The 26,375-nt window shown below is 34.5% G+C and carries 25 protein-coding genes; 11 read left to right on the top strand and 14 right to left on the bottom strand.

Annotated features, from left to right (window positions below; all coding sequences use genetic code 11):
- Positions 1-13: 13 nt before the first annotated feature.
- The 7 genes from mutY to EG348_RS13045 form a co-directional block, all read right to left on the bottom strand.
- Positions 14-1,057: an A/G-specific adenine glycosylase gene (mutY, locus tag EG348_RS13075; RefSeq protein WP_123983478.1), complete on the bottom strand. Its 1,044-nt coding sequence runs from the start codon at positions 1,055-1,057 to the stop codon at positions 14-16.
- 192 nt (positions 1,058-1,249) lie between these two features.
- Entirely contained in the window at positions 1,250-1,708 is a 459-nt protein-coding gene (locus tag EG348_RS13070) for a hypothetical protein (protein WP_123983477.1), read from the bottom strand.
- Positions 1,709-1,787: 79 nt separating this feature from the next.
- On the bottom strand, positions 1,788-3,152 hold the full coding sequence (locus EG348_RS13065) for a DUF5458 family protein (RefSeq protein WP_072412544.1): 1,365 nt from the start codon (positions 3,150-3,152) through the stop codon (positions 1,788-1,790).
- 21 nt (positions 3,153-3,173) lie between these two features.
- Positions 3,174-3,722: a type VI secretion system contractile sheath small subunit gene (locus EG348_RS13060; protein ID WP_123983476.1), complete on the bottom strand. Its 549-nt coding sequence runs from the start codon at positions 3,720-3,722 to the stop codon at positions 3,174-3,176.
- A 155-nt stretch (positions 3,723-3,877) separates the two neighbouring features.
- Positions 3,878-5,974, bottom strand: a complete 2,097-nt coding sequence (locus EG348_RS13055; RefSeq protein WP_123983475.1) for a M13 family metallopeptidase — start codon at positions 5,972-5,974, stop codon at positions 3,878-3,880.
- 423 nt (positions 5,975-6,397) lie between these two features.
- On the bottom strand, positions 6,398-8,455 hold the full coding sequence (locus EG348_RS13050) for a M13 family metallopeptidase (RefSeq protein WP_123983474.1): 2,058 nt from the start codon (positions 8,453-8,455) through the stop codon (positions 6,398-6,400).
- A 114-nt stretch (positions 8,456-8,569) separates the two neighbouring features.
- Positions 8,570-9,820, bottom strand: coding sequence for a CinA family nicotinamide mononucleotide deamidase-related protein (locus EG348_RS13045; protein ID WP_123983473.1), 1,251 nt, complete (start codon positions 9,818-9,820; stop codon positions 8,570-8,572).
- Positions 9,821-9,934: 114 nt separating this feature from the next.
- Between EG348_RS13045 and EG348_RS13040 the strand changes: the two genes are divergently transcribed.
- Positions 9,935-10,411, top strand: a complete 477-nt coding sequence (locus EG348_RS13040; RefSeq protein ID WP_123983472.1) for a hypothetical protein — start codon at positions 9,935-9,937, stop codon at positions 10,409-10,411.
- 173 nt (positions 10,412-10,584) lie between these two features.
- Here EG348_RS13040 and EG348_RS13035 read toward each other — a convergent pair whose 3' ends face one another.
- The 3 genes from EG348_RS13035 to EG348_RS13025 all read right to left on the bottom strand — a co-directional run bounded on the left by EG348_RS13035 (position 10,585) and on the right by EG348_RS13025 (position 13,789).
- Positions 10,585-11,124 carry a lipocalin family protein gene (locus tag EG348_RS13035; RefSeq protein ID WP_123983471.1) on the bottom strand — a complete coding sequence of 180 codons (540 nt, stop codon included), beginning with the start codon at positions 11,122-11,124 and terminating at the stop codon, positions 10,585-10,587.
- Between the two features lie 85 nt (positions 11,125-11,209).
- Entirely contained in the window at positions 11,210-11,944 is a 735-nt protein-coding gene (locus EG348_RS13030) for a LytR/AlgR family response regulator transcription factor (protein WP_123983470.1), read from the bottom strand.
- 66 nt (positions 11,945-12,010) lie between these two features.
- Positions 12,011-13,789, bottom strand: coding sequence for a histidine kinase (locus EG348_RS13025; protein ID WP_123983469.1), 1,779 nt, complete (start codon positions 13,787-13,789; stop codon positions 12,011-12,013).
- Positions 13,790-13,967: 178 nt separating this feature from the next.
- Here EG348_RS13025 and EG348_RS13020 point away from each other — a divergent pair, with 178 nt between their 5' ends.
- From EG348_RS13020 to EG348_RS13005, 4 genes are all read left to right on the top strand, one after another.
- On the top strand, positions 13,968-14,321 hold the full coding sequence (locus EG348_RS13020; RefSeq protein ID WP_123983468.1) for a hypothetical protein: 354 nt from the start codon (positions 13,968-13,970) through the stop codon (positions 14,319-14,321).
- Positions 14,322-14,438: 117 nt separating this feature from the next.
- Positions 14,439-15,371 (top strand): SIMPL domain-containing protein, encoded by a 933-nt coding sequence (locus EG348_RS13015; RefSeq protein ID WP_123983467.1) that lies wholly within the window; start codon positions 14,439-14,441, stop codon positions 15,369-15,371.
- 110 nt (positions 15,372-15,481) lie between these two features.
- Positions 15,482-16,156, top strand: a complete 675-nt coding sequence (locus EG348_RS13010) for an SIMPL domain-containing protein (RefSeq protein ID WP_123983466.1) — start codon at positions 15,482-15,484, stop codon at positions 16,154-16,156.
- A gap of 256 nt (positions 16,157-16,412) precedes the next feature.
- Entirely contained in the window at positions 16,413-17,609 is a 1,197-nt protein-coding gene (locus EG348_RS13005) for a VWA domain-containing protein (protein ID WP_123983465.1), read from the top strand.
- A gap of 122 nt (positions 17,610-17,731) precedes the next feature.
- Here EG348_RS13005 and EG348_RS13000 read toward each other — a convergent pair whose 3' ends face one another.
- Positions 17,732-18,937: an NAD(P)/FAD-dependent oxidoreductase gene (locus EG348_RS13000; RefSeq protein WP_123983464.1), complete on the bottom strand. Its 1,206-nt coding sequence runs from the start codon at positions 18,935-18,937 to the stop codon at positions 17,732-17,734.
- Positions 18,938-19,052: 115 nt separating this feature from the next.
- Here EG348_RS13000 and EG348_RS12995 point away from each other — a divergent pair, with 115 nt between their 5' ends.
- Together EG348_RS12995 and EG348_RS12990 are read left to right on the top strand one after the other, a co-directional pair.
- Positions 19,053-19,433, top strand: coding sequence for an STAS/SEC14 domain-containing protein (locus tag EG348_RS12995; protein WP_123983463.1), 381 nt, complete (start codon positions 19,053-19,055; stop codon positions 19,431-19,433).
- A gap of 49 nt (positions 19,434-19,482) precedes the next feature.
- Complete coding sequence (locus EG348_RS12990; RefSeq protein ID WP_123983462.1) at positions 19,483-19,959, top strand: Dps family protein; 477 nt, start codon at positions 19,483-19,485, stop codon at positions 19,957-19,959.
- Between the two features lie 41 nt (positions 19,960-20,000).
- Here EG348_RS12990 and EG348_RS12985 read toward each other — a convergent pair whose 3' ends face one another.
- The gene (locus EG348_RS12985; protein WP_228414732.1) at positions 20,001-21,194 is read right to left on the bottom strand and encodes an MFS transporter; all 1,194 of its coding nucleotides are present in this window, start codon (positions 21,192-21,194) and stop codon (positions 20,001-20,003) included.
- Between the two features lie 138 nt (positions 21,195-21,332).
- Between EG348_RS12985 and EG348_RS12980 the strand changes: the two genes are divergently transcribed.
- Together EG348_RS12980 and EG348_RS21715 are read left to right on the top strand one after the other, a co-directional pair.
- Positions 21,333-22,193 carry an AraC family transcriptional regulator gene (locus tag EG348_RS12980; RefSeq protein ID WP_123983461.1) on the top strand — a complete coding sequence of 287 codons (861 nt, stop codon included), beginning with the start codon at positions 21,333-21,335 and terminating at the stop codon, positions 22,191-22,193.
- Positions 22,194-22,228: 35 nt separating this feature from the next.
- Positions 22,229-22,378 (top strand): hypothetical protein, encoded by a 150-nt coding sequence (locus EG348_RS21715; RefSeq protein ID WP_164463291.1) that lies wholly within the window; start codon positions 22,229-22,231, stop codon positions 22,376-22,378.
- A gap of 81 nt (positions 22,379-22,459) precedes the next feature.
- Here the strand turns inward: EG348_RS21715 and lipA are convergent, their stop codons facing one another.
- On the bottom strand, positions 22,460-23,326 hold the full coding sequence (gene lipA, locus EG348_RS12975) for a lipoyl synthase (protein ID WP_123983460.1): 867 nt from the start codon (positions 23,324-23,326) through the stop codon (positions 22,460-22,462).
- Between the two features lie 108 nt (positions 23,327-23,434).
- Here lipA and EG348_RS12970 point away from each other — a divergent pair, with 108 nt between their 5' ends.
- Complete coding sequence (locus EG348_RS12970; protein ID WP_123983459.1) at positions 23,435-24,067, top strand: hypothetical protein; 633 nt, start codon at positions 23,435-23,437, stop codon at positions 24,065-24,067.
- 56 nt (positions 24,068-24,123) lie between these two features.
- Here the strand turns inward: EG348_RS12970 and EG348_RS12965 are convergent, their stop codons facing one another.
- A complete protein-coding gene (locus EG348_RS12965) occupies positions 24,124-24,684 on the bottom strand; it encodes an RNA polymerase sigma factor (protein ID WP_123983458.1) in 561 nt (186 codons plus the stop codon).
- 294 nt (positions 24,685-24,978) lie between these two features.
- Between EG348_RS12965 and tyrS the strand changes: the two genes are divergently transcribed.
- On the top strand, positions 24,979-26,259 hold the full coding sequence (gene tyrS / locus EG348_RS12960; RefSeq protein ID WP_123983457.1) for a tyrosine--tRNA ligase: 1,281 nt from the start codon (positions 24,979-24,981) through the stop codon (positions 26,257-26,259).
- The last annotated feature ends 116 nt before the right edge of the window (positions 26,260-26,375 follow it).

The raw sequence follows: 26,375 nt of genomic DNA, 5'->3' as shown, positions 1-26,375 counted from the left end.
TCTCGCAATGACATCACAGAATGCTATACGCCGTATGATAGTTTTGGATATATGTTTCCAAAGGTTTTGGGAAGGATTTTTCATGAGAACCTTCAAAATCTGTAATGATATATTGATTTTTACCAATAAAATCTGTCCAAACAGCATCAGAATCTACTTCTACGTTAAAAATTTCTATGCTTAAATTCTTGTGTGTCAGTTTATGATTGACTGTTTTCGCACTTTTAATGAAAGGCATTAATTCTTGCGAAATCTCAAGTGGAAATTCAAATAACTTCTTCCAGATGAAATCATCTTTTCTTTGTTGAATTAAAAACTGTCCGTTTCTGTGAACGAAATAATATTTCAAACCTAAATCTTCCGCTTTAACTTTTTTCGTCTTAACAGGAAATTCAGAGATTTTATTTAATGAAAAAGCTAAACACTCTTCATTTAAAGGACATTCTCCACAAAATGGGTTTCTAGGTCTGCAGATTTCGGAACCTAAATCCATCATCGCCTGGTTGAAATCGCCCACATTTTCGGGCAAAACTAGAGTTGCCAATTCAGAAAAATAATTAAAAGCTCTGGAATTAGAGATATCAAAATCATCCGCAAAAACTCGGCTTAAAACTCTGTAAAAGTTTCCGTCAACTGCAGGCATTTTTCCATTAAAACAGATGCTTGAAACCGCAGCGGCAGTATATTTCCCTACACCTTTCAGTTTTAAAATTTCATCATAATCAGGAGGAAAAGTTCCTTGATAATCAATCATGATTTGTTGTGCTGCTTTATGGATATTTATCGCCCTGGAATAATATCCCAGCCCTTTCCAATAGAGCAAAACCTCATCTTCTTCAGCATTGGCCAAAGTTTCCACATCCGGAAATCGTTTGATGAAATTGTTGTAATGATTAAGTCCCTGATTGATCCTTGTCTGCTGAAAAACAATCTCACAGATCCAGATTTTATAAGGATCTTTTGTCTGTCTGAAAGGTAAATCCCTAGCGTTTTGTTTGTACCAAGCCAAGAGTTTGGTGCCAATATGCTTGAAGTTTGAGTTTTCTATTTTTTCCAAAGGTTTTCTTCTTCATTATTGTTAGATGCTTCGACTCCACTCAGCATGACACAAAAAATAATTGATAAATTATAATTGATAAATGATGAATATTAAATATTAAACATTCAAAATTTAAAATCTATAATTCAAAATCTACTTTTCTTCACACAGAGCTTATAAGCATCTTTTAATATTTGCAAAGATAAAATTTTATTGATCAGCTTTTACGGAATAAACCGGAGCATCTTTTAACCATTGATATCTAAGATTTTTATCTTTTGCGATAAAACGGTAGCCTTCAAGCTTTTGAAGATAAACATACATCGCATCTTTTTTCAAATCCAGTTTTTGATTGGAAAGAAACTGAAAAGGAAAGCTCACTATGGAGTCTCTTGTTGTTTTTATGACTTCCCCGGAATTAACTTTATAAATAAAAATAGGTCTTCCACGTCCGGAATAGCTATCAACAAGCTTTACATTTGAGCTCGCAATCACCATAGCACTCGCCTGGCTGGATTCCTCTGCGCTCATTACATACGCTTTGCCTTCCTGGCGCTGGTCTTTAAAAAGATCTATTGTATGCTCCGGACCCTGAAGTTTTTTATCTTCACAGCTTATTGCAAAAACCATAAGAAAAATCGGCAAAAGATAGATTGACCTGCCTTTCATATTATTTATTTTGTGATTTGGTAGAAAAAAACCGATGTAAAAAATGCATCGGTTTTTTAGTATAGAAATTTGATTTAGTCTAGTCCTGAGTATATTGAGATTCCCATTCGTTACCATCATCTCCTTTGTGTCCGTCTAATTTAATAACGAAACTTTTTGTAGGAAAATAAGGTGTTAAACGAATATCAAGCCATACTCTGTCTTTGTTTACTTTGTCCTGCTCAAAACGCACGATCTTGAACTTCTCGATCAATTTATCAGCACCTTTGATACCGTCTAAGAATGTAACGATCTGTCTTCTAAGATCATCTTCATTTTTAGAATTCCAGTTTTCGAAGGCTCTTCTGTTTAAGAAATCCAATAAAACTTTAGTTACATAATCGAATACACGAACAACAGAATATGTTTGAAGTCCGATGTTATCTCCTGTAAACAATGTTTTTGCAGAGAAAGCCATGATCTTACCATATTCGTTAACCATAGGAACCAATCCCATTTTTTCAAGCTGAGAAATTTCACTTTTCTTCAATTCGAATTTTACAGCATCAACCTCGTTAATGTTACCGTGTTTTTTACCGGCAGCAACCTGAGACATCAATGTTTTATGGATTTTTCCTGCCAATGAAGTTGACGGCGGAAGCTCTACATTTTCCTCTTCACCTACTTCTTCAGCTCTTCCACGGCCCACAAGCCAGTTACACGTCATAATTACGTTACTTCTGTGTAATTCACCCCCTGTAAGATTCGCAGAATGGAATAAATCTACCACATCATCCGGCTTATCAAGATTAGCAAAATCCGTAACCAACATTACTTTGTTTTCATTACAGATCTTTGCCCATTTTTCGATCACTTTATTTGATCCTAAATATCCCGGGATCGCCAAAATAGAATAGTTATCTCTAAGATCCAAACGGTCATAATAATTCTTAAATTCTTCGGAAACCGCATCAATAAATAGCGGATTATCAAGATCTGAAACCTGCTCTAAAGTTGCATTAACGATGCTTACGTTGTCAACTTTGTCAAGTTCTGTATTTTTGTAAAACTGAGCGACTGTTCTGTAGTTTACTTCCAGTTGACGAACTGCGTCCAGCGTATTTTTTAAGTTTGTTTTTAAACTCTGGTCTGCCTGCAGTGCTTTTGTTTTGCAGGTATCAGCCATTTTATCAGCAGATTCGTTGCCTTCTAAAAGATTAACCCAAAGATTAATTTTCTGAAGCAACTCTTTTCTTTCATCTGTCTTATTATTATCGGTAAGGAAAATTTCTTTCCTAGCTTTTCTTGTAGGGTTCATGTTGGCGATGCCATCCACAACTGATTCAACAAATCCGAAACCTCCAATTTTGTTGAGTTCGGCGATCGGGTTACCTTTCGGCTGACCTCCCTGTTGTTGCTGTTGACCTTGTTGTTGGTTTTCTGCCGCTTGTAATTTGCTATCCATGATTAATGTAAAGTCTTTAGATTATTTTTCAAGTTCTTGTGCCACTTCTTTCAATACTTCCACAAACGCAGCTCTTGTCTGATCGTTTTCCAGCATATTACGCAGAATCTTATTTGTTTTCAGCTGACGGACAATTTTATTGTATTGCTCCTGTTCCATGCTAAGTTCTTGTAAGTAATTTGATTTCTGAGTAAGATTTTTGGGAGTGAAGTCCGCAAGATTTTGAAAACGGAATTCTTCTTCTACCACACTGCCGTCCTGTGTTTCGTGCTGTACAGAAACAGAAGGTTGGAAATGTTTGAAGACATCATCCACAGTCTTTAATCCTGTTACAATTTCAGGTACGTAAGATTCGTCGGTTGTAAGCTGACTCACAATCAGCGACTTATTCTCCTGTATTTCCTGAATAGCTTCATTAGCGTCTACTTTTACCTCGTTGCCGCCAACACCATAATTAAACATTGCCATATTATTATTATTTTGAGATTTTAGATTTTGGTGTGAATTGGTTTTATCTTCATCAAATAACTTACCAATCCAATGTTTAAATTTAAAAAAAAACTGTAACATACAAAATTTTGTTAAGATTTTTCTTGAAATATTTAATTATACGTATTATTTATAACCTAAAGTTACGATTTTACGATGTCACTAAACTATGAAAAATAAATAAAAAAACGCATCATTTCTGATACGTTTTTCTTTTCTAACAATTTTTGGCTATGTTACCAAATTTTTATTCTGTCCTGAGGAGCTTTATACATTTTGTCTCCAGGCTTAATATCGAAAGCTTTGATGAAAGAATCCTGATTAACCAAAGGCCCGAATGCTCTGAAAACTCCAGGCGAGTGCGGATCTGTTTTAACCTGATTCGTCATATACTGATCAGTAGCTTTTGTTCTCCAAACTGTTGCCCAGCTCATGAAGAATCTCTGATCTTGTGTAAATCCGCTGATTAATCCCGGATTTCCTTTGTCTTTAAGGTACATTTGAAGGGCATCGTAAGCCACTGCTACTCCACCCAAATCACCGATATTTTCACCGCTTGTGAATTTTCCGTTCACAAAACTTCCTTTTACGGGTTCGTAAGCGCTGTATTGTGCTGCCAACTGACCCACTTTAGCGTCAAAGTTTTTACGGTCGGTATCTGTCCACCAATTATTTAGGTTTCCATCGCCGTCAAAACGAGAACCGCTGTCATCGAATCCGTGAGAGATTTCGTGACCGATAACCGCTCCAATTCCACCGAAGTTTACAGCTGCATCAGCTTTTGGATTGTAAAAAGGAGGTTGAAGGATTGCTGCAGGGAATACAATCTCGTTATTTGAACCGCTGTAGTAAGCATTTACCGTCTGCGGAGTCATTCCCCATTCTGTTTTGTCAACAGGCTTTCCTACTTTGTCTAAACTTTTCTGATATTGCCATTCAGCAACATTTTGAAGATTAGAATATAGAGTTGCTCCCGCTTTAGGAGATTCTACCTTTAATAATGTATAATCTTTCCATTTATCCGGATAAGCGATCTTTACCGTGAATTTGGATAATTTTTCCTGAGCTTTTACTTTTGTTTCAGGAGACATCCAATCCATATCATTGATGTGAGTCTTAAATGATTTTAAAATGTAATCAATATAAGTCTCCATCTGAGCTTTTGCTTCAGGCGTGAAATATTTTTCAACATACAATTTACCAAAAGCCTCACCAAGCACGCCATTTACAAGAGCTAACCCTCTTTTGTTCATCGGACGCTGCTCTTTTTGACCCTGAAGATATTTTGAATAGAAATCAAAACGGATTTGTTCTAAGTTTTCATCTAAATTAGAAGCATTTCCATTAATAATATGATATTTCAAGTAATCTTTCAATAACGGAAGGTTTTTCTGCGTCATGAACTGATCCATATTCTGGTAATATTTCAATTCACCCACGATTACTTTGTCGGTTTTTACTCCGGCATCCGTTAAATATTTAGCGAGGTTAATATTTTTAACCAAACCTGATAATTCAGATACATTTTTAGGGTTATATCTTAAATTAGCATCTCTGTTTTGCTCAAGAGTCAATAGATAATTGGCCAATTGCTTTTCGAAATCAACTACATTTTTTGCAGCTGCATCAGAATTTTTATATCCTAAAACTCCGAATAATTTTCCAACATACACTTGATATTCAGCTAACGTTTTCGTGTTGGCTTCGTTTACTTTTTGATAATAATCTCTTCCCAAACCAAGATCGGGACCGCCAAGATATACCGCATTCATCGTAGAATTCTTCATATCTGCGCCTACTCTCCATCCGTAGAAAGAATTGTCGCTCAATTTTGTAGCATCCAACAAATATTTCTGAAGATCATTAATATTTTTGATGGCATCGATCTTTGCTAAGTCTCCTTTGATCGGAGCCAGTCCGTCAGCATTTCTTTTCGCTGTATCCATGAAAGATGCATACAGATTCTGAATTTTCTGACCTTCAGAGCCTGATTCATATTTTTCAGATAAGATTTTGTTTAAAATATCCAAAGAAGCATCATCCACATTTTCTCTCAACGCATTGAAAGATCCCCAGCTCGCTTTATCAGAAGGAATTTGAGTGGTTTTCACCCAATTTCCGTTAACGTAGCTAAAAAAATCATCCTGTGGACGCACACTTTTATCCATATAAGATAAGTTGATCCCCTCTTCTTTTGCTTGTTCTTTCACCGGTTCTACAGCAACCACTTGAGGTTCTGTTTTTTTACTTGTTTCGGCAGTTTTTGCCGTACCACAAGAATTTAAAAATACGATACCCGAAAGAGCAAGTATCCCAATATTTAGCTTTTTCATTAAAGATAATTTTTGATTTTACACAAACTTACCAAATATACGAATTAAGTTATAAATGATTAATCATAATTGATAAATGATCTTGAGTTATTAGTCATAAGTTGTGATTATAAGTAAAAAAGTGTGTATGTGTGCAAGTTTAAGTTTTGGCTAAAGCCTTTTTTGAAATTTTTGAAGTTGGAAATGGGCTAAAGCCCGTTCCTATTGATTAAAAAACTGTTTATTAATTATGTTGAGATCCTTCGACTCCGCTCAGGATGACATTCCTAATACTATCTGCTCTTATTGTAAAGTGCTTTTTTAGAGATGTCATCCTGAGCAGAGTCGAAGGACTCTTGATTAATAATAGTGGCTTCGAAAACCTCAGCCACCAATAAAAAAACCGCTCATTTCTGAACGGTTTGTAATATTATGATCTGATTATTACCAGATTTTGATTCTGTCTGCAGGAGCTTTGTATAATTTGTCTCCAGCTTTTACGTCAAATGCTTTGTAGAAAGCATCAACGTTAATAAGCGGACCGAAACTTCTGAAATATCCAGGAGAGTGTGGGTCTGTTTTCACTTGGTTCACCATGTATTTCTCACTTGATAACGTTCTCCAAACGGTTGCCCAGCTTAAGAAGAATCTCTGATCTTGTGTAAATCCACTGATTGATCCAGGATTTCCTTTATCTTTCAAGTACATTTGTAATGCATCGTAAGCGATGTTTACTCCACCTAAGTCAGCGATGTTTTCACCGTTTGTGAAAGTACCGTTAACGAAAGTCCCTTTTACAGGCTCATACTTGTCATATTGAGAAGCAAGAGCTTTAGTCGCTTTTTCGAAGTTAGCCTTGTCTGCCGGAGTCCACCAGTCCACCAAGTTACCATCTGCGTCGAATTGCGCACCTGAATCATCAAATCCGTGGCTCATTTCGTGACCGATAACTGCACCAATTCCACCGAAGTTTACGGCAGCATCAGCTTGTGGGTTGAAGAACGGTGGCTGAAGAATAGCTGCAGGGAATACGATCTCGTTGTTTACCGGGTTGTAGTAAGCATTTACAGTCTGTGGAGTCATTCCCCATTCTGATTTGTCAACCGGTTTTCCGATTTTAGCTAAATCTTTGTTGTACTGCCATTCTGAAAGGTTTTGAAGGTTTGAATATAGATTTCCACCTTTAGATTCAGGAACGATCTCTAATTTAGAATAATCCTTCCATTTGTCAGGGTAAGCAACTTTTACAGTAAACTTATTAAGTTTCTCCATTGCTTTAACCTTCGTTGTAGCAGACATCCAAGTTAAACCATTGATGTGAACTGCAAAACTTTTCTTTAAATAATCGATCAATTCAACCATCTGAGCTTTAGCTTCAGCAGGGAAATATTTCTCAACATATAATTTACCGAAAGCTTCACCAAGAGAACCGTTGATTAACTCATATCCTCTTTTGTTAAGCGCTCTTTGCTCTTGTTGGCCTCTTAGATATTTACCATAGAAAGCAAATCTTGTATCTCCTAGTTTTTCGCTAAGATAAGAAGCACTTCCGTGGATCATGTGGAACTTCAAATAATCCTTAATTACAGGAAGATTTTTAGCATTTACCAACTGATCGAAGTTTTTGTAATATCCGATCTCTCCGATGATTACTTTATCTGTAGTTACTCCAACTTTTTTAAGGTAAGCAGGAATATCAACACCTTTTACCAATGTTGAAAGCTCAGCCATTGTTCTTGGGTTGTACTGAAGCGTGTTATCACGGCTCTGCTCGTTCGTTAAATATGTTTTAGCAATGCTTTTTTCATAATCAACGATTCCTTTTGCAGCAGCATCAGCATTTTTGTATCCTAATTCTTTCAACATAGAAGCTACGTACTTTGTGTACTCAGCAAGAGCTTCTGTATTTTTTTCGTTTACTTTTTGGTAATAATCTCTTCCCAATCCTAAAGAAGCGTTACCTAAATAAACAGCATTCATTTTAGAATCTTTCAAGTCTGCATCAATTCCCCATCCGTATAATGTATTTTCTCCGTCTTTCGTTACAGAAATAAAGTAGTTTTGAAGGTCTGCAAGATTTTTGATCGCATCAATTTTATTGATGTTTTCCTGAATAGGCTTGATTCCGTCTGCATTTCTCTTATCCATGTTCATATACGTTGCGTACAAATCCTGGATTTTTTTACCTTCGCTTCCGTCAGCAAATTTGTCTTTTAAAAGAGAGTTCAAGATCGTCATTGAGTGATTATCCGTATCATCAGCCAATTTGTTGAAACTACCCCAAGTAGGTTTGTCAGAAGGGATCTTGGCAGTTTTCATCCAAGTTCCGCTTACATAGTTATAGAAGTCGTCTTGTGGACGTACAGATGTATCCATCAAACTAAGGTCTAAACCTTTATCTGCTGTATTCACTGCTGTTTTAGTAGCTTTAGTCTGTGCACTCACTGTATTTAGTGAGCAAACTCCTGCTAGTAAAAACAAAGAAAGCGTTAATTTTTTCATTATAATAACAATTTATACAATAAGTATGTTTTTTCTACAATTCGTTACTGGAAATTTCTATTTTTTAAAATAGATCATTTAATATTGATTATCAGTAACTTTTACTATTAAAATTTATTCTGAAATTAAAATTCCCACCAAATCCTGCAGAATTTTCTGTGATACAAAATTCATAAAATCCGACCTTTCTAGATGTGGCATGTATAATTTTGAACTAAGCTCTTTATCATTCACCCTGATAGAATAGAAAACCGTCCCAATATCTTTACCATCCTCACCTTTTCCGGGGCCTGCAACTCCGGTTGTCGACAGAGAAATATTTGTGTCAAATAATTTCTGACACCCTTTTGCCATTTCCTGAGCAACCTGTTCGCTTACAACAGTGAATTCGTCAACCGTTTCTTTTTTAACCTTTAAAATCTCAATTTTCTTTTCTGTGGCATAAGGAATAATTCCGCCCAGAAAATATTTTGAACTTCCGGAATTTGAAGTGATCATTTTAGCCAATTCTCCTCCTGTACAGCTTTCAGCCGTTGAAATCGTTAATTTTCTTTCAATTAAAAGTTCACCGAGAATTTTTTCAATTTTATCCTCCGTCGTGGCGATTACATTATCTTTAATTAAAGGAAGTAATTTTTGAATTTCTTCTTCTAATTGTTGCTGCAAATACACTTCATTTTCTCCTGTGGCAGTCAGTCTTAACTTTACTCTGGTTCCGATCGGAAGATAGGATAACGCCAAGTTTTCAGGAAGGGCAAGTTCCCAATCTTCAACGATATCTGCTAAAATACTTTCAGGAATTCCAACTACGGAAATAATTCTTGTGGTGATATAATTAAGACTATATTTTTCTTTTAAATAAGGAACAATCTGATCTTTAATCAAAGGTTTTACTTCATAAGGAACGCCAGGAAGGCTGAAACATAATTTCCCATCCTGCTCCATCATCATGCAAGGTGCGGTTCCGAAATTATTTTGAAAAACCGTAGATTTTGTAGGAACAAAGGCTTGTTCGCGGTTTCTTTCCAGAATTTCCAGACGGCCACGTTTTTCCATATACTTTCTCAAATGCTCAAAAGTAACCTCATCCAATTCAATTTCATCATTGAAATATTCGGCAAGTGCTTTTTTGGTTTTATCATCTCTGGTTGGCCCCAGACCGCCGGTTGTAATGACAAGATCTCCAATTTCAAAAGCATCTTTTAATGTATTTTTGATGGTTTCAATCTCGTCCGAAATGGTGAAAATTTGTAAAACTTTTACACCTATATTTTTAAGTTCAGTAGCAATAAAATTAGAATTGGTATCAACGGTATTTCCCGAAAGAATCTCGTCACCAATAGTAATAAGAACAGCTTTTTCCATAGTATGATTTTTGAAAAAATTCTCCTGCAAATGACGGAAAATTCTGGGTAGTGCACAAAAGAAAACGATTTTTTATATCTTTGGTTTGAACTGTTTAAAACTATAATTAAAGTTATGTCTAAATATGATGATGCTTCATGGCATTATGGAGGAGATTTTCCAGAAGGGCTTCCTTCGAAAAATGGCGCCACACATACAGGAATGTTTCTGAATTGGTGCATTCACAATGATCTGCATTCCGAAGAAATGAAAGAAGATTTCAAAGATGAAATTGAAAGTTTAAAAAGAAGAGAAATTACCGGAGCAGAATTTCTCCTTGAAGTATGTGACGGAAAATTCACAGAATATGAGCTTAATGATCTTGGAAATAGCTTCGCAAAAGATTATTATGTGGATGAAACAGATTTTGCGGATAAATTCAGTTCTTTCGCCACAGATTATATCAATATTTTTGACGGTAAAGCCGAGGAAAGTGATTATGAATATGAAACATTCTATCACATTGAAGACACCTATGAAAATTATGACTTGATGAAACTTGCCATTGATCATCGTTTTGAGGAATGGAAGGAGTATAAAAGTTTGAATTAATTTTTTTGTCATTGCGAGGAGCGAAGCGACGAAGCAATCTCCCTAAAATAGAGTTAAACTTAATTTTTCTTAAACTCTTAATATAACTTAATGGTTAAAATTGGAACATTAAGATTTTAAGTTATTAAGATTATTAAGAGATTGCTTCGTCGCTTCGCTCCTCGCAATGACGATTAATCATGTTTTACCCAGATTAATTCATCTGTATTGTAGCCTATTTTCTTAGCTTTTTCTAGAAAACGTTGTTTGATACTTTCAGGAATTTCTTTAGTTCGGGATAGAATCCAGATATATTTTAAACTGCTTCCGGCAACCAATGCATATTGATAATTTTCGTCAATATCAATGACGTTATATCCAGCCCAGATTGGTTTGAAAAATGAAACTTTCAATCTGGCTTCGGTTTTATCTTTTACAAACTTTGCTTCTCCAATTGACTCTTTCCATTCTTTTTTAACGTAATCATAACCTTTGTTATCTACACGGATTGTTCCATTTGGATTTTGAGAATAAGTCGCCGTCACATTATCCATATTCTTCTCGAATCTATAATCGAAACGGGCAATCTCATACCACTTTCCTAAATATTTTTCTGCATTAAAGTTGTTAATAGCTGTTGCACCTTTAGGAATTCCTGTTGAACATGAATTGAGAATAATTAAACCCAAAATTCCCAACGATACGGGAAGGATAATTTTCTGAATATTTTTCATAATAATATAAATTTCGTCGTTATTATAAAAGCTTCAAAAATAATGCCTGAAATTGCTACTGGCTATTGGCAATTGGCTTTTAGCTTTAAGAAAAAACCTTCAAAAAGTTATCTTTAAAACTTCCGGAAACCTCAATTTCAGTGTTGTCTGAAAGTATTGCCGTGCCACTTTTATGGTAAGACTTTACAAAATTGGTGTTGATAATGTGCGAACGATGAACCCTTACAAAAGGAGGCTCTAAAAGGTCATCAAAGTGTTTTAAAAATCTGCAGACCATCTTTTTGGAATGATCCGTAAGGTAGACCTGCGTAAAATTTCCATCTGCCTGAAGTCTTACAATATCTTCTGTTTTTACCACGTCAAAACCTTGTAAAGTAGGGAGAATCAATTGCTGTTTTTCAGGTTTTAACTTTAAATTTTCAAGGAGAATTTTATTACGGTTGAGTTCATCTTTCTTTTCAATACTTTCTGCTACTTTATTTACCGCTAAAATTAGCTCCTGAATATCAATCGGTTTTAAAATATAATAACTCGCAGATTTATTTAAAGCCTGCAAAGAATATTGTGAAAATGCTGTAATGAAGATTGTTTCATAGGAAAATTCTTTTGTAGCTTCCAACACATCAAAAGCGTTTCCGAAAGGCATTTCTACATCAAGAAAAACAAGTTGAGGCTGTTTTTCCGCGATCAAAGGAACGGCTTCTTTTATATTTTCCGCTTCGCCCAAAATCTCAACCTGAGGACAGTATTTTGTGATGTAGTTCCTCAAAACTTCTCTTGCAATAAGCTCGTCGTCTACGATTATGGCTTTTATTTTCATGTTTTTAGGTTTTAGAAAATAGGATTTATTGATTAGGTAAATATTAAAAATTGACTATTTACTTTTTCACAATTTATAGCTCACTTCTACCAAAACTCCCGGCTCGGTTTTCTTATCAGTGATCTTACATTGAATATCCTGATTGTACAAATCGTTCAGCAAAGCAATCCTTTCCAGCGTATTTTTCATTCCGCGGCCTTCTCTGTTTTTTTGGTGTTCTGTCTTTTGCTTTTTGCTTTCTTCAATTCCGATTCCGTTGTCTTCAATGATTATTTTTAGGTTTTGATCGTCTTTTTCGAAACTTAATTTTAAAAACCCTTTCGTCGTTCTGTAGCGTAATCCGTGCCAGATTGCATTCTCTAAAAACGGCTGTACCAGCATTCCAGGGATTTTTAGACTTTGCATATTTAAGTTTTCATCAACTTCAATTTCGTAATCAAACTTTTCTGAAAAACGAGTTTTTTCCAACGCGAGATAATTTTGGAGGAGATCCAATTCCTGCTGAAACGGAATAAAATCTTCAGTGGAATTTTCCATCACGCCACGCATCAGTTTTGAGAATTTGGTTAAATATTGGTTGGCTTCCAACTCATTATTGGTTGCAATAAAATGATTCACACTATTTAAACTATTGAAGATAAAATGTGGATTCATTTCTCTACGAAGCGATTGTAAGGCAATTTTTTTATTCTTGATCTGAACTTTTTTCAATGTCCTGAAAATAAAAATAATTAAACCTGTCAACACGATTAAAACTCCGATCAGGCTATAATTAAAGATATTTTTCTTGCGAATCAATTCGTCTTTTAATTCCCTTTCCTTTTCTAATTGTGAAATTCTCTGTTCTGTATCTTCCAGAATTTTATTATCAACCAAACTTCGGTCTTTGGAAACCAAGTTAGGTAATTTTCCCAAAAAATCTCTGTATAATTGAATAGAAGCGTTCGTATTATTTGCAATATTATAAAGACTGTCCAGCCTTTTAACACTTTTCTGAGCTTCTAATGTATGACCTTTTTCCAATGCGATTCCGTAAGCATTTTTTAATAGTTTTATTGCTTCTTCTGCATCATCTTTTTTGATATAAATATCTGCTAATTCCTGAATTTGATTGACTTTTTCCTGAGAATTATCTTTAACAAAATCTTCTTTCAGAACTTTCTTTTTCGCTTCAATCGCTTTATCGAAGTTTTTATTTTCAACGTAAAAATTCGTTAATTTTTGATTGATTTCCAGCGCTTGCTGAGGTGCGCCTTTTTTAGAAACCTTATAGGCATTATTTAAATTCTCTTCCGCTCTCGGAATATCCTTCCGCTGAATATTTACATCCGCCATTTGGCTGTAACTCGCTGCGAGATCTTCTTTTTCATTTTCCTTTTGGCTGAGATCAATATTATTCTGAATTGCTTCAGCTTTCATATCTTGCGAAGGTGCAGAAAGTCTTGCCGCATCATTAGAATTAACCGCTTTGCTTTTTGATGAATAATTAACCTCCGCAGCGCGACTGTAATTATTGATTGCAGGAGTGATTTTGTTTTGTTTCTCTTGTGACTGAGCCAATTTTCGGGTTACTTTTTCGATATTAGGTTTATCGTTAAGCTGTTCGTAGAGATTTTTAGATCTGGTAAAATATTCTTCACTTTTAGAAAAATTCCCGTTGTTGAAAAATGATTCTCCGATATTATAATAAGAATCGGCCTGAGCAGACTGATCTTTGCTGTCAACTGCCTTTTTAAGCTTTTTACTTTCTGTGGTAACTTCCTGTGCAACATTTGTGGTTTGAGAATAGATTTCATTCCCAAAACAGATCAAAAAAAGAAGCACAACAAGTCGAAGCATTTTCATAAAACAAAGATATACATATATATAGTTTGCTCAAAAACTATTCACCAAGTGAAATTGGTCGTTCACCAAGTTTCAATCATTAAAAATCTGATATAAAGCTATTTAGTAAAACAAAGTTGAAACTGTGTTAACATTAACAGAAAACGCTTTCATTACCTTTGTAATACACCCAATTATTATGAAAAAGATCTTTATTTTCAGCTTCTTATCAATTTTATTTCTTCAAAGTTGCTCATTTCTTGAACAAAATAAATTCATTGAAACAAAAGTAATTTCAAGCGACCTCAACGAACAAATTATCTACAAATTTTACCATATGGGAATCAACAAGTACAAGGTTGATTTTTATTCTGTACATCAATCAGATTCTACAAAATTGTTTGAACATTTCATAAATGACGCTTTATTTAGCTCAAACACTTATAAAATTTCGCAAAGTCAAAATGAGATCATTATAAGAAATCAATTGTTTTCTGAAGAAAAGAAACTGATTACTCAAAATGGTAAGTCTATTATTCTGACAAACAGATAATAATTATTTTTCATTGAACAGAAACACTCACCAAGTTAAACGTTCTGTTCACCATTTATTCCGTTTTTTCAAATGATTACGTGATTAAGTTTGTGGCATAATTTAAACTTAATCATTATGAAAAATATTTCTATTTTAAACAAAAATCTATTATTTATTGTAATTCTTACAGCTTTCACATTCCTGAATACAAAAGCTCAGGTCGGAGGAAATCAGATTTACAGAAATTCTAATCAATATGATCGTCCTGTAAAAGTTTTTACTGAAACCAATAACAATTATTACACGACAGACTCCACTTTGGTGATCAGTGTAAAAGTATTGATGAATCAGACTGCGGATAAATACAAAATTATTCTTGGAGTAAATGAGGAAGCTTTAACGCCTAAAAAATCAATCGAAGGTATCAATCTAAGAATCAATGGTTTTATTAAGAAAATATCATCTTTAGGCATTAAAGAAGATAATGTTTTTGTTGATTTTATTTCACAGACTAAAACCTATGATTATGACGTTAATTCTGATCTAAACAGCGTCACTCAAAAAAACAAAGGCTTTGAAACCAAGAAAAACATCATTATTACGGTAGATAAATATGCATTGATTGAAAAAATCATTTATGAAGCCTCTGATTTTAAAATCTACGATGTTATCAAAGTAGATTATATGAATGCAGATATCGACAAGATCCAGGAAAATCTTTTAAAAGAAGCTTACTCAGTTTTAGATAAAAAGAAAGATAATTATTTCAATTTATTTAAAAAAGAGATTATTGGAAGTCCAACAGCAAATTCAGGGTTTTCTTATGTATTTCCAAAAAGCCAATATCAGCATTATTCTGCTTTTGAAAGCTCTGACGTAAGCTATATGAGTAACAGATACGATGTTTCATATATTAGAAAAGAAGAAAGAAAAGCAAAAACTTATTATTATGAAGGAACAGATTATTCCGGTTTTGATAAGGTGATCAATGAAAGCAAACCTGAAATTGGAATTCAGTATATCTTAAGTCTTACCGTGAAATATGACCTGAAGAAAAATAAAAAATAGCCTATTCAAAAGTTCACCAAGTGAAAACCTCATTTCACCAAGTCTCCGGATTTCAAGTGTTGAATGTGACTAATTTTACTCTAGAAGTTTAAAATTTAAAACAAGCAATTATGAAATTAGGACATTTTTTAGTGATCGGATTATTAACATTTGGAAGTCTGATCAACGCACAGGAAATTAAGAAAAACGCAATTGAAGTAACGGGAGTTGCTGAAATGGAAGTAGAACCGGATGAAATCATTTTTAACATCGACATCAAAGCTGACAATAAAAATCAGCTCGCAGATAACGAAAAGCTTTTATTTGAAACACTGAAAAATGACGGCGTGAAGAATGAAGATATCAAATTCAAATCGATGTATCAAAATCTTTATTCTAAGACAACGAAATTTACGAAGAGTTTTCAGTTTAAAGTAAGTGCAAAAACCAATGTGAGTAAGCTTTTTGAAGATCTGAACCAAAAATGGGTAAGCAATTTGAATATCGCTGAAGTCAAGAATACAAAAATTGCAGATTTCAGAAAAACGGTTAAAATAAATGCGTTGAAAGCTGCCAGAGAAAAAGCAGATTACTTATTGGAAAGCATCGGTAAAAAGACCGGAACTCCGCTTGAAATCGTAGAAATTGAAGATTATATGAGCGATTCTGTTCTTCCCGTAGCCTACAAAAGCATGAGGAGTAATGTACAGTTGGAAGCTGCCGATGCAGGAGTAGATTATTCTTTCGACAACATTGAGAATATCAAGCTGAAATACAGCATCAAAACAAGATATGAGATTCTTTAATTAACAGATTTAAGAGACAGTTCGAAAGGGCTGTCTTTCTTTTTTTAGTCAATTATAGATTTCACCAAGCGAAAATGCCATTTCACCAAGTCTTCGAATTTTCGGCTTTTAATTCAGATAATTTTACTGTAGGAATTTAAGGTAATACACTATGAAACGTTGAAGTCAGATAAGATTAATTTATCCTACGAAGTGAAATTATCCGAAAGACATGCAAATTCAATATTACAGCAGATAACCCCATAAAATATTCATTATGACAACTTTTAAAATTTTAACATTAGCAATAGGAACAGCATTTTTAAGTGCTCAAAATCCTTCACAAGTTGGCTGCATCAAAAGAAATCCTGTAGCTACAGCACAAAGAAACTTCATCCAAAGTGAAGATCCGAAACCTTCAATCATCAGCAAAGACAATAAAATTCAGGTTGCATTGCTGTTGGATACTTCAAACAGTATGGACGGATTAATCGATCAGGCAAAATCCAGACTTTGGAATATTGTGAATACGTTAACCACTTTAAAATACAGCGGACAGGCACCACAAATAGAAATAGCCCTTTACGAGTACGGAAATGACGGATTGAAAGATGAAAATTACATCAGACAAGTTACTCCTTTAACGCAGGATTTGGACTTAGTTTCAGAAAAATTATTTGCTTTGAGAACCAATGGCGGAAGCGAATATTGTGGAGCTGTTATTCGTGATGCATCGATGAATCTGAATTGGGACAAAAATGATAAAAGCATGAAGTTGATCTATATTGCAGGAAATGAACCATTTGATCAGGGAAAAATCAATTATAAAGAGGTAATTTCTACCGCAAAAACAAAGAAAATCTATACAAATACGATCTTTTGTGGAAACAGAGATGAAGGAATTCAATCATTCTGGCAAAACGGAGCTTCTTTGGGTGACGGGAAATATTTTAATATCGACAGCGACAGAAAAGTGATCTACATTGAAACTCCTTATGATGTGAAAATTTCGGAATGCAACGCAAAACTGAATGATACTTATATTTATTACGGAAGCAGAGGTTCGGAATACAAAACCAAACAAATCGCTCAGGATAAAAACGCTGAGGTTCAGTCTGCAGCCAATGCTGTTGAAAGAACAGTAGCAAAATCTAAAAAGAATGCTTACAACAATGAACATTGGGATTTGGTAGACCGCGCGGAAAAAGATGCCAATTTTATTACAACCGTAAAAGAAGATGAGCTTCCCGCCGAATTAAAAGGAAAAAGCAAAGAAGAAGTGAAAAAAGCAGTTGCCGTAAAATCTGCTGCCCGCGATAAAATTCAAAAGGAAATTGAAGAATTATCTAAAAAACGTCAGGATTTCATTGATGCTGAAATGAAAAAACGTGGAAGCACAGATTCTGATGATCTTGGAAAAGCTATTGAGAAATCTATTCTTGAATTGGCTAAAAGAAACGGATATAGTTCGTAATTGTTATAAAAGCTGCCTTAATTGGCAGCTTTTTTTGAAGTTTCGGGCTTCGGCTTCGCCGAAGCCCGAAACTTTTTATTATCAATTTTATTGGTGGCTTCGAGTGCCTCAGTCACCAACTTCTATCTTCCAAACTTAAAATATCTGGACAAAAGATGTTTTTTATTTTTCATAAACTGAGAAGCCATTTCCATTCCGGTGACTGAAAAAGTGATTCCATTTCCGCCGAAACCAAGAACAAAATACGAATTTTTAAATTTTGGATGTTCACCAATATATGGAAGTCCGTCTTTCGTTTCACCGAAAGTTCCGGCCCATACAAAATCGGTATAAAAATGATAATCGGGCTTTATTTTTTTTAAAACTTTTAAAATTTCCTTTTCCTTTTTGTCGAGTAAAGCATCACGCTTTTCTGGATTTTGAAAATCTTCATCCCCCCCACCAATCAGCATTCTGCCGTCATCGGTCGTACGCATGTAGATGTAAGGTTCGTCGGTATTCCAGACTAGGGTGTCGGCTATATTTTTGAATTTATCGTGATCGATTTCAGAAACGACTGCGAAGGTACTTTTTAAATCAACAAAGTCTTCTTTAATTAAATCCTTGCTTTCGTAACCAATACAATAGATAATTTTTTTCGCTTTTATCTGAGGTCCGTTTGTTGTGGAAACCAAATTATATCCTTTTGAATATTTAACCGATTTCATTTCCGTTTTATCGAAAATTTTTAATCCTTTTTTTACATTTAAATCAAATAATTCATGAGCAAATTTAAAAGCATCAATACTTGCTCCCTGTTTTGAAACAATGCCTCCGAAAGTGTTTTCAAAACCGAATTTATCTAATATTTCTTTGGCTTCAAGCCATTTTACATCAAATCCGGCTTCTTTTCGGGCTTCAAATTCCTTTTTTAACCAAGAAATATCTTTCTTTTTTGATGCAAAGTATAAAGATTTTTTTCGCTTAAAACCAGCTTTGGATTTAATCTTTTTGGTCAGTTTTTCAAGGTTATCAATTGAATCTGAACAGGCTTTATAACTTGCAACTGCACCCTTCTCTCCTATCTTTTCAATTAATTCATAAAGAGGAACGTCTATTTCGTATTGTAGCATTGAAGTTGTCGCTGAGGTACTTCCGTTACAGACCTCCCGTTTATCAATAAGAATTGTTTTGTAGCCGTCTTCCACCATTTGATGGGCAATTAAACTTCCTGTAATTCCGCCGCCGATAATTAAAACATCACATTCTTCATCTGATTTCAGTGATGGATATGATGTCATTAATCCGTTCTTTAAAAGCCAAAATGGTTCATTAGATTTTAAATCCATATTAATATTTTAAATCTGTTATAGCAATAATTATGACTTTTTTAACGGTTCCGGAATATTTGTGGTTTAATTATTGTTATTTAACATAATCTCAAACCACTCTAAAATATATACTATGATAACGATTATTCCAGAAGCTCCGGAAAATGTTGCGGCGTTCAGCGCCACGGGCGAAATCACAAAACAAGATTTTGAAAACCTTGTCATTCCTCACGTGAATAAGAAAATTGAAGAGTTTGACGAACTTAATTATCTCCTCTATCTCGACACAGATCTTGGTAATTTCACTGCGGGAGCATGGTTGCAGGATATGCTTTTAGGCTTAAAAAATTTAACCAAATGGAACAGAGCAGCCATTGTAACGGATAAAGAAGGCGTACAGAACTTCACAGATATCTTCAGTGTTCTGATGCCGGGTGAATTCAAGTCTTTCCCAAAAGAAAATCTATACAACGCTTTGTATTGGTGTAAAAACGGAAATGAAGTCGAGGTTTAATTTAAAAAACTTCATATAATAATCAACACACATTAAAAAAATAATTAATATGAAACCCAATTTAGGAATTACAGACAAAAACCTGAAAGCGATTCATGGTATTTTAAATAACGTTCTTGCGGACGGAAACATTCTTTACATCAAATTAAGAAAATTCCACTGGAATTTATCAGGTGATAATTTCATGGAACTTCATTTACTTTTTGAATCACAATATACTGCGGTTGCTCAAAGCATCGATGATGTTGCTGAAAGAATCAGTACGTTGGGAGGAACTGCAATTGGAACAACTTCTGAATTTGCAAGCCAATCTCAACTAAAGGAAACTCCCGGAAAAGTCCCTACTAATCAGGAAATGCTGAAAGAATTGGTAAGTGATCACGAATCAATTGTAAGAGCCTTAAGAAAATTTGTAGATGACACGGATGAAAAGTATAAAGATGCAGGAACTTCTGATTTCTTAACAGAACTGATGCAGGAGCACGAAAAAATGGCTTGGAAACTCAGAAAATATTTCAAAGATTAAATCTCAAATAAAAAAGAGAAGCAAATTGCTTCTCTTTTTCGTTATTTATCACATGGAACGCATTCCACATTGAGTTCTTCAGATTTTGATGATCGATACAGATACATATATCGGATACTGATAATCAATCCTATCAATGTCATTCCAACGCCGACCAATGAAGGGTAATTGAATGATAATCCGTGTTCCAAAGGAATTCCGCCAAAGAAAGCGCCCATCGCATTTGCAATATTAAAAGCTGCCTGCATAAAAGCTGCCGCCATCATTTCACTTTTTGGCGCTGCTTTCATCATCATGATGTTGATTGGTGCAGCTACAGACATCGACAATGCCCCACAAATAAAGGTTAATGCCAACGCCAGACTTTGATATTCAGAAAGGAAAAATACACCTGCTAATGAAGTCATCATTAAGAAAAGTAATAGCGAACAAGTTTTTTCTGGACCTAATTTATCCGATAAAAAACCTCCGGCCAAGTTCCCGACAACCATTCCTGCTCCTGCAAGAACCATTACGTAAGCCATCTGACTGCTTTTAATCCCTGCAACAATGGTCATTAAAGGAGTGATATAACTGAACCAAGTGAAAAGTCCTCCAAAACCAATTGCTGTAATCATTAATACCAACCAAGCCTGTTTTCCTTTTAAGAATTTAAGTTCTTCTAAGAAATGAGTGTCTTCATTTTTATCCATTGCAGGAAGCCAAAGTTTTAATGAAACTAAAGCTATCAAACCAATGACAGCGACTATTGCAAAGTACCATCTCCAGTGAAAAGTGTGGCCAATATAAGTTACCAACGGAACCATCGCGAGATTGGCTATCGTAAGTCCTGTAAACATTAATGATATATAAAATGCCTCCTTCCCTTTTCCGGCAAGCCTTGATGCAACAACAGTTCCTACTCCGAAAAATGCTCCATGCGGTAGACCAGACAGGAATCTTATGATCAACATCGATGTATAATCAGGCGCAATAGCCGATAAAGCATTAAATATGGTAAAGATGACCATCAACACCATCAATACTTTTTTAGGTGGAAACTTCACGGAATATCCTATTAATAATGGTGCTCCAACCACTACTCCCAATGCATAAGCAGAGATCAAATGTCCCGTTTCCGGAATTGTGATCTGTAAAGTTTTTGCAATATCAGGCAGCAACCCCATCACCGTAAACTCTGTAGTTCCGATTCCCAATCCACCTATTGCGAGTGGAATTATCCTTTTATCAATCATCCCGATATTTTTTACTATTTTAAAAATGCAAAATTCGAAAGAAATAATCTTTTATACTTTAACTGAAATGATATAAATTTGCTCTATATTAACCTTTTTAGATAATTTATAAATCATAATCAATCAAAATAGAACCTAATGAAAATCCAGAAAGAGATCATTGAATTTGAAGACGGGAAATCTTTTAAGCTGTTTTCACCATCCCTGAAAAACTGTTTTTTCTGGCATTATCATCCTGAAATAGAGCTTGTTTATGTAGAAGCATCAAACGGAATCCGTCATGTTGGGAAAAATATTTCTGATTTTAAGGAAAGTGAATTACTCTTAATCGGTTCCAATGTTCCACACCTTAATTTTGATTATAAAATACAAACTGAATGCAAACAGCTGGTTCTGCAAATGCGTGAAAACTTCCTGCAAGACCTCATTTTTCCTGTTCCTGAATTTGAAAATATCAAATATCTTTTAGACCGTTCTTACCTCGGATTATCTTTTTCAGGAGACACTAAAAAAATTGTTGTAGAAAAACTTCATCGTATGAAAGATGAAAATTCTTTCGAATCTCTGATCGGTTTAATTGAAATTTTAAACATTCTCGCTCATTCTGATGAAGTAAAGGAACTTAATAACGAAGACACCCGAATAAAATGGTTTCTAAACGATAAAATCAGGATGGGAACTATTTACGACTACATTAATGAAAATTACGATAAGAAAACCAACGTTAACGAAATTGCTCAAATTGTAAGTTTAAGTACTCCCGCTTTCTGTCGATATTTTAAGAAACAGACCAATATGACCTTCACTGATTTTGTAAATAATTACAGAATTAATCAGGCTAAATTATTGTTACTGCAAAATTCCTGTATCACGGAAATTTGTTTCCAAGTGGGTTTTGAAAGTCTTTCTTATTTTAATAAATTATTTAAACAACATGTTGGAGAAACGCCCTCGGAGTTTAAAAAGAAGCATTTGAATAAGGTTGAAGGGATGATTTAAGTTTATTTTAACGCAGAGGTCGCAAAGTTTTTTTAATGATTGAGAATATTTTTTCGTTCGCAAAGGCGTTTGACTCAGCAAAGAATCTCCAATTTGTCATTCTGACGAAGGAAGAATCTCTATGTGATAATTTCAGATTCTTCACTCCACTTCGTTTCGTTCTGAATGACAAACTGTATGTTTAATTCTTTGATGAGATTGCTTCGTCGCTTTGCTCCTCGCAATGACAAAAGAAAATCGCTCCGAAAACGAAGCGATTTGTATTTTTAGTGAATATGTTTTTCTGCGTGGTAAGAACTTCTTACAAGAGGCGAACTTTCAACATGTCTGAAACCTAAACTTCTTGCAAAATCCCCGTATTCATCAAACTCTTCCGGCGTAATAAATTGTTTAACAGGCAAATGTTTTTTAGTCGGCTGTAAATATTGACCTAAAGTAATAATATCTACATTAGCGTTTCTGATATCTTCAATCGTTTGGAAAACCTCATCTTTTGTTTCTCCCAACCCAAGCATCATACCTGTCTTCGTTCTTCTTTGTCCGGCTTCTTTCAAGTACCTTAAAACTTCAAGGCTTCTTTCATATTTTGCCTGAATTCTTACTTCTCTTGTCAGACGTTTTACGGTTTCCATGTTGTGAGAGATCACTTCCGGAGCTACATCAACCAATCTGTCGATGTGTTTTGTTAACCCCTGAAAATCAGGAATCAAAGTTTCCATTGTTGTTCCCGGAGAGATTCTTCTTACAGCATTTACGGTTTCACCCCAAAGGATTGAACCCATATCTTTCAGATCATCACGATCAACCGACGTAAGAACGGCATGCTTGATTTTCATTAATTTGATCGAACGGGCTACTTTTTCTGGTTCATCCCAGTTTACATCCATTGGTTTTCCGGTTTTTACGCCGCAAAATCCACAACTTCTTGTACAGATGTTTCCTAAGATCATGAAAGTTGCTGTTCCTTCTCCCCAGCATTCACCCATATTCGGGCAGCTTCCACTCTGGCAAATCGTGTTTAATTTATATTTATCAACCAAAGTTCTCAATTCTCTGTAATTCTTTCCTGTAGGCAGTTTTACACGAATCCATTTTGGTTTTTGAACGGTAGTATCTTGAACTAAATTTTCCATTTATTTCTCAAATTGAAGGTTCAAAGTTAAGGATTTTTTTATCGAAACAATCAAAGACTGGCATTGATAGAACAGATAATTTCGTAAATTTAAACCTTAATATTTTCTATGAAGACTACATTTTGCTTTCTATCTATTATTTTCAGTACGTTTTGCTTTGCTCAAAAAGAATTTCAACCGAAAGATTCAGAAGTCATTCAATATGTTGACGGAGATTTGGATGGTGATAAAATCCCTGAAAAAGTGATCGTTTACAATACAAAAGATACAACTGATCTGGGAAATATCCGTGAACTTCAGATTCTGAAAAAAATTAATGGAAAATGGACTATCCTAGAAAAATCAAGAAACGCAATTCTTGAAAGCAGAGGCGGCGGAATGATGGGAGATCCTTACCAAGATATGGAAATACAAAAGGGGATTTTGATGATCACTCAAGCAGGAGGAAGCAGCTGGAAATGGGGTTATACCGATAAATATAGGTTTCAGAACGGTCATTTTGAATTGATTGGCTATGATTCTACCTACGGAAAACCTGAAGAATATTTTTCAAATGTAGAATTTAATCTTTCAACCGGACAGCTTAATTTCGAAAAAGAAGTTGAAAATACTGCCGAGTATGGAAAATCTAAAAAGGAAACTTTTATTAAAAAAGGGGTGAAAATTAATCTTCAAAATAGAAACTTGGAAAAACAGAGAAAAATTACGCTTCCACAGACGAAGGAAGATGTTTATTTTTAACTAAAAAATATACTGACGGGAACCTTTTCAAGATTTAAAACCTTGAAAAGGCTTCTTTAATTATCTTCAAACTCATTATTTTTCAATAATTCAGCGAGAACTTTTTTGGCACGCATGACACGTACTTTCGTATTAGCAACAGAAATTCCCAATTCTTCTGCAATTTCTTTGATACTTTTTTCCTCGAAAAATCTTAATTTGATAATATCCTGATAGTTGGCGTCCAAAGATTCGATGGTTTTGATTATCTTTTTTTGCTCTTCATTGGAGATCATTAATTCTTCGGGAGATTTTGCGTATTGATTTTTTACTTCATCCAGATTTTCGGTTGGATCTTGGTTGTCTCGGCTTTTCTTTCTCCAAAAATCGATAATTGTATTTTGAGCAATCGTTAAAATCCAGGTTTTAAACTGAAAATGAGGATCGTACATATCGAGTTTTGACAGTACTTTTGAGAAAACATTCACCGTAATTTCGTCTGCATCATTTTCATCCCCTACTTTCTTCATCACAAAAGAGAAAACATCCACCCAAAAAATATTAATGAGTTTGGTTTGAGCTTTCTGGTCTTTTTCCTTTGCTTTGTTGATGAGCAGGAATAATTGTTCGTCGTTCATTACTAACAAATATAATTTATTTTAAGTAAAAAGGCAAATTTAATTTTGTGCAGAATGACAAACTTTGTTGCAAAAATGATCGTTTGAAAAGAGTGACCATCACCCTAGCCCAGATTGCAGCGGCATCCTTTTGGGTTGCGGGCGTAGCGAAGCGAAGCCCGTAACCCAAAAGATATAGCGAAAAGCTGGAAATTGCTCCTAATAATTATAAATGATAAGTTATAAACGATGAATGCTTATCTATTTAATCTTGAATTTATTATCTTTGCACATTAAATTTTAAAGCAAAAAATAATGAACTCTTTTATTGAAGAACTGAAATGGCGCGGGCTTTTTGCCGACATGATGCCCGGAACGGATGAACAACTGAATAAGGAAATGACGACTGCCTATATCGGTTTTGATCCTACCGCAGATTCTTTGCATATTGGAAGTCTTATTCAGATAAAAATTTTAGCACATTTTCAACAGCACGGTCACAAGCCGATTGCTTTGGTAGGCGGTGCTACAGGTATGATCGGAGATCCTTCAGGAAAGTCTGCAGAGAGAAATCTTTTAGACGAAGAAACACTTTTACATTATGTTGATTGTCTGAAAAATCAACTTTCAAGATTTTTGAATTTTGATGGAAATGAGCCTAACAAAGCTGAATTGGTGAATAATTACGATTGGATGAAAAATATTTCATTCCTTGATTTCGCTAAAAATGTTGGAAAAAATATCACCGTAAATTACATGATGGCGAAAGATTCTGTAAAGAAAAGACTTTCCGGAGACGCAGGGGTTGACGGAATGAGTTTTACGGAATTTACGTATCAATTGATTCAAGGATATGATTTTCTTCATTTATACCAAAATAATAACGTTAAGCTTCAAATGGGAGGTTCTGACCAGTGGGGAAATATCACGACTGGAACAGAATTGATCCGTAGAAAAGCTCAAGGTGAAGCATTTGCATTAACGGTTCCTTTGATCACTAAAGCTGACGGTTCTAAATTCGGAAAGTCTGAAAGCGGTGAAAATTACTGGTTAGACAAAAAGAAAACTTCTCCTTATAAATTCTACCAATTTTGGTTGAATGCTACAGATAGTGATGCTGAAAGATTTATTAAATTCTATACTTTCTTGAGCAAAGAAGCAATTGATGCCTTAATTGAAGATCATAAAACAGCTCCACACGAAAGAAAACTTCAAAAGAGATTGGCGGAAGAAGTAACGGTTTGGGTTCACAATAGAGAAGAATATGAAAATGCCTTAAGAGCATCTGAAATTCTATTTAGTAAAGGAATGGAAGATATGAATGAGCAAATATTTACCGAAATTTTTGATGCAATTCCGAATAATGAAATGCTACAATCTAAAATTATTGGTTTAAATATAATTGATTTACTTTCCGAATCAGATTTCTTGAAGTCTAAAAGTGAGGCTCAAAGAGAAATAAAAGGAAATTCGATCTCTGTTAACAAACAAAAAGTGAATGGCACATTTACAGTTAGTAAAAGTGACCTTATCGATGGTAAATTTTTATTACTTCAAAAAGGAAAGAAAAGCTATTTCATTGTAAAAGTAATATAATCTTATTTACTATATAATTAAAAAACCGTGAGAATCTCACGGTTTTTTTGATATTCATTATGGCGTTCCTATATTTATTTGTTTAATAATCTTTATCGTAATATATTAAAATGTGT

The organism is Chryseobacterium sp. G0201 (assembly GCF_003815655.1).
In the GTDB taxonomy this organism is placed as follows: domain Bacteria; phylum Bacteroidota; class Bacteroidia; order Flavobacteriales; family Weeksellaceae; genus Chryseobacterium.
Note: the sequence above shows the minus strand (reverse complement) of the source record. Positions and strands in the feature narration are given on the sequence as shown.

Coding starts and splice junctions, on each gene's coding strand:
- EG348_RS13070 (WP_123983477.1), bottom strand. CDS start 1,708: ATGAAAGGCAGGTCAATCTATCTTTTGCCGATTTTTCTTATGGTTTTT.
- EG348_RS13065 (WP_072412544.1), bottom strand. CDS start 3,152: ATGGATAGCAAATTACAAGCGGCAGAAAACCAACAACAAGGTCAACAG.
- EG348_RS13060 (WP_123983476.1), bottom strand. CDS start 3,722: ATGTTACAGTTTTTTTTTAAATTTAAACATTGGATTGGTAAGTTATTT.
- EG348_RS13055 (WP_123983475.1), bottom strand. CDS start 5,974: ATGAAAAAGCTAAATATTGGGATACTTGCTCTTTCGGGTATCGTATTT.
- EG348_RS13050 (WP_123983474.1), bottom strand. CDS start 8,455: ATGAAAAAATTAACGCTTTCTTTGTTTTTACTAGCAGGAGTTTGCTCA.
- EG348_RS13045 (WP_123983473.1), bottom strand. CDS start 9,820: ATGGAAAAAGCTGTTCTTATTACTATTGGTGACGAGATTCTTTCGGGA.
- EG348_RS13040 (WP_123983472.1), top strand. CDS start 9,935: ATGTCTAAATATGATGATGCTTCATGGCATTATGGAGGAGATTTTCCA.
- EG348_RS13035 (WP_123983471.1), bottom strand. CDS start 11,124: ATGAAAAATATTCAGAAAATTATCCTTCCCGTATCGTTGGGAATTTTG.
- EG348_RS13030 (WP_123983470.1), bottom strand. CDS start 11,944: ATGAAAATAAAAGCCATAATCGTAGACGACGAGCTTATTGCAAGAGAA.
- EG348_RS13025 (WP_123983469.1), bottom strand. CDS start 13,789: ATGAAAATGCTTCGACTTGTTGTGCTTCTTTTTTTGATCTGTTTTGGG.
- EG348_RS13020 (WP_123983468.1), top strand. CDS start 13,968: ATGAAAAAGATCTTTATTTTCAGCTTCTTATCAATTTTATTTCTTCAA.
- EG348_RS13015 (WP_123983467.1), top strand. CDS start 14,439: ATGAAAAATATTTCTATTTTAAACAAAAATCTATTATTTATTGTAATT.
- EG348_RS13010 (WP_123983466.1), top strand. CDS start 15,482: ATGAAATTAGGACATTTTTTAGTGATCGGATTATTAACATTTGGAAGT.
- EG348_RS13005 (WP_123983465.1), top strand. CDS start 16,413: ATGACAACTTTTAAAATTTTAACATTAGCAATAGGAACAGCATTTTTA.
- EG348_RS13000 (WP_123983464.1), bottom strand. CDS start 18,937: ATGGATTTAAAATCTAATGAACCATTTTGGCTTTTAAAGAACGGATTA.
- EG348_RS12995 (WP_123983463.1), top strand. CDS start 19,053: ATGATAACGATTATTCCAGAAGCTCCGGAAAATGTTGCGGCGTTCAGC.
- EG348_RS12990 (WP_123983462.1), top strand. CDS start 19,483: ATGAAACCCAATTTAGGAATTACAGACAAAAACCTGAAAGCGATTCAT.
- EG348_RS12985 (WP_228414732.1), bottom strand. CDS start 21,194: ATGATTGATAAAAGGATAATTCCACTCGCAATAGGTGGATTGGGAATC.
- EG348_RS12980 (WP_123983461.1), top strand. CDS start 21,333: ATGAAAATCCAGAAAGAGATCATTGAATTTGAAGACGGGAAATCTTTT.
- EG348_RS21715 (WP_164463291.1), top strand. CDS start 22,229: ATGATTGAGAATATTTTTTCGTTCGCAAAGGCGTTTGACTCAGCAAAG.
- lipA (WP_123983460.1), bottom strand. CDS start 23,326: ATGGAAAATTTAGTTCAAGATACTACCGTTCAAAAACCAAAATGGATT.
- EG348_RS12970 (WP_123983459.1), top strand. CDS start 23,435: ATGAAGACTACATTTTGCTTTCTATCTATTATTTTCAGTACGTTTTGC.
- EG348_RS12965 (WP_123983458.1), bottom strand. CDS start 24,684: ATGAACGACGAACAATTATTCCTGCTCATCAACAAAGCAAAGGAAAAA.
- tyrS (WP_123983457.1), top strand. CDS start 24,979: ATGAACTCTTTTATTGAAGAACTGAAATGGCGCGGGCTTTTTGCCGAC.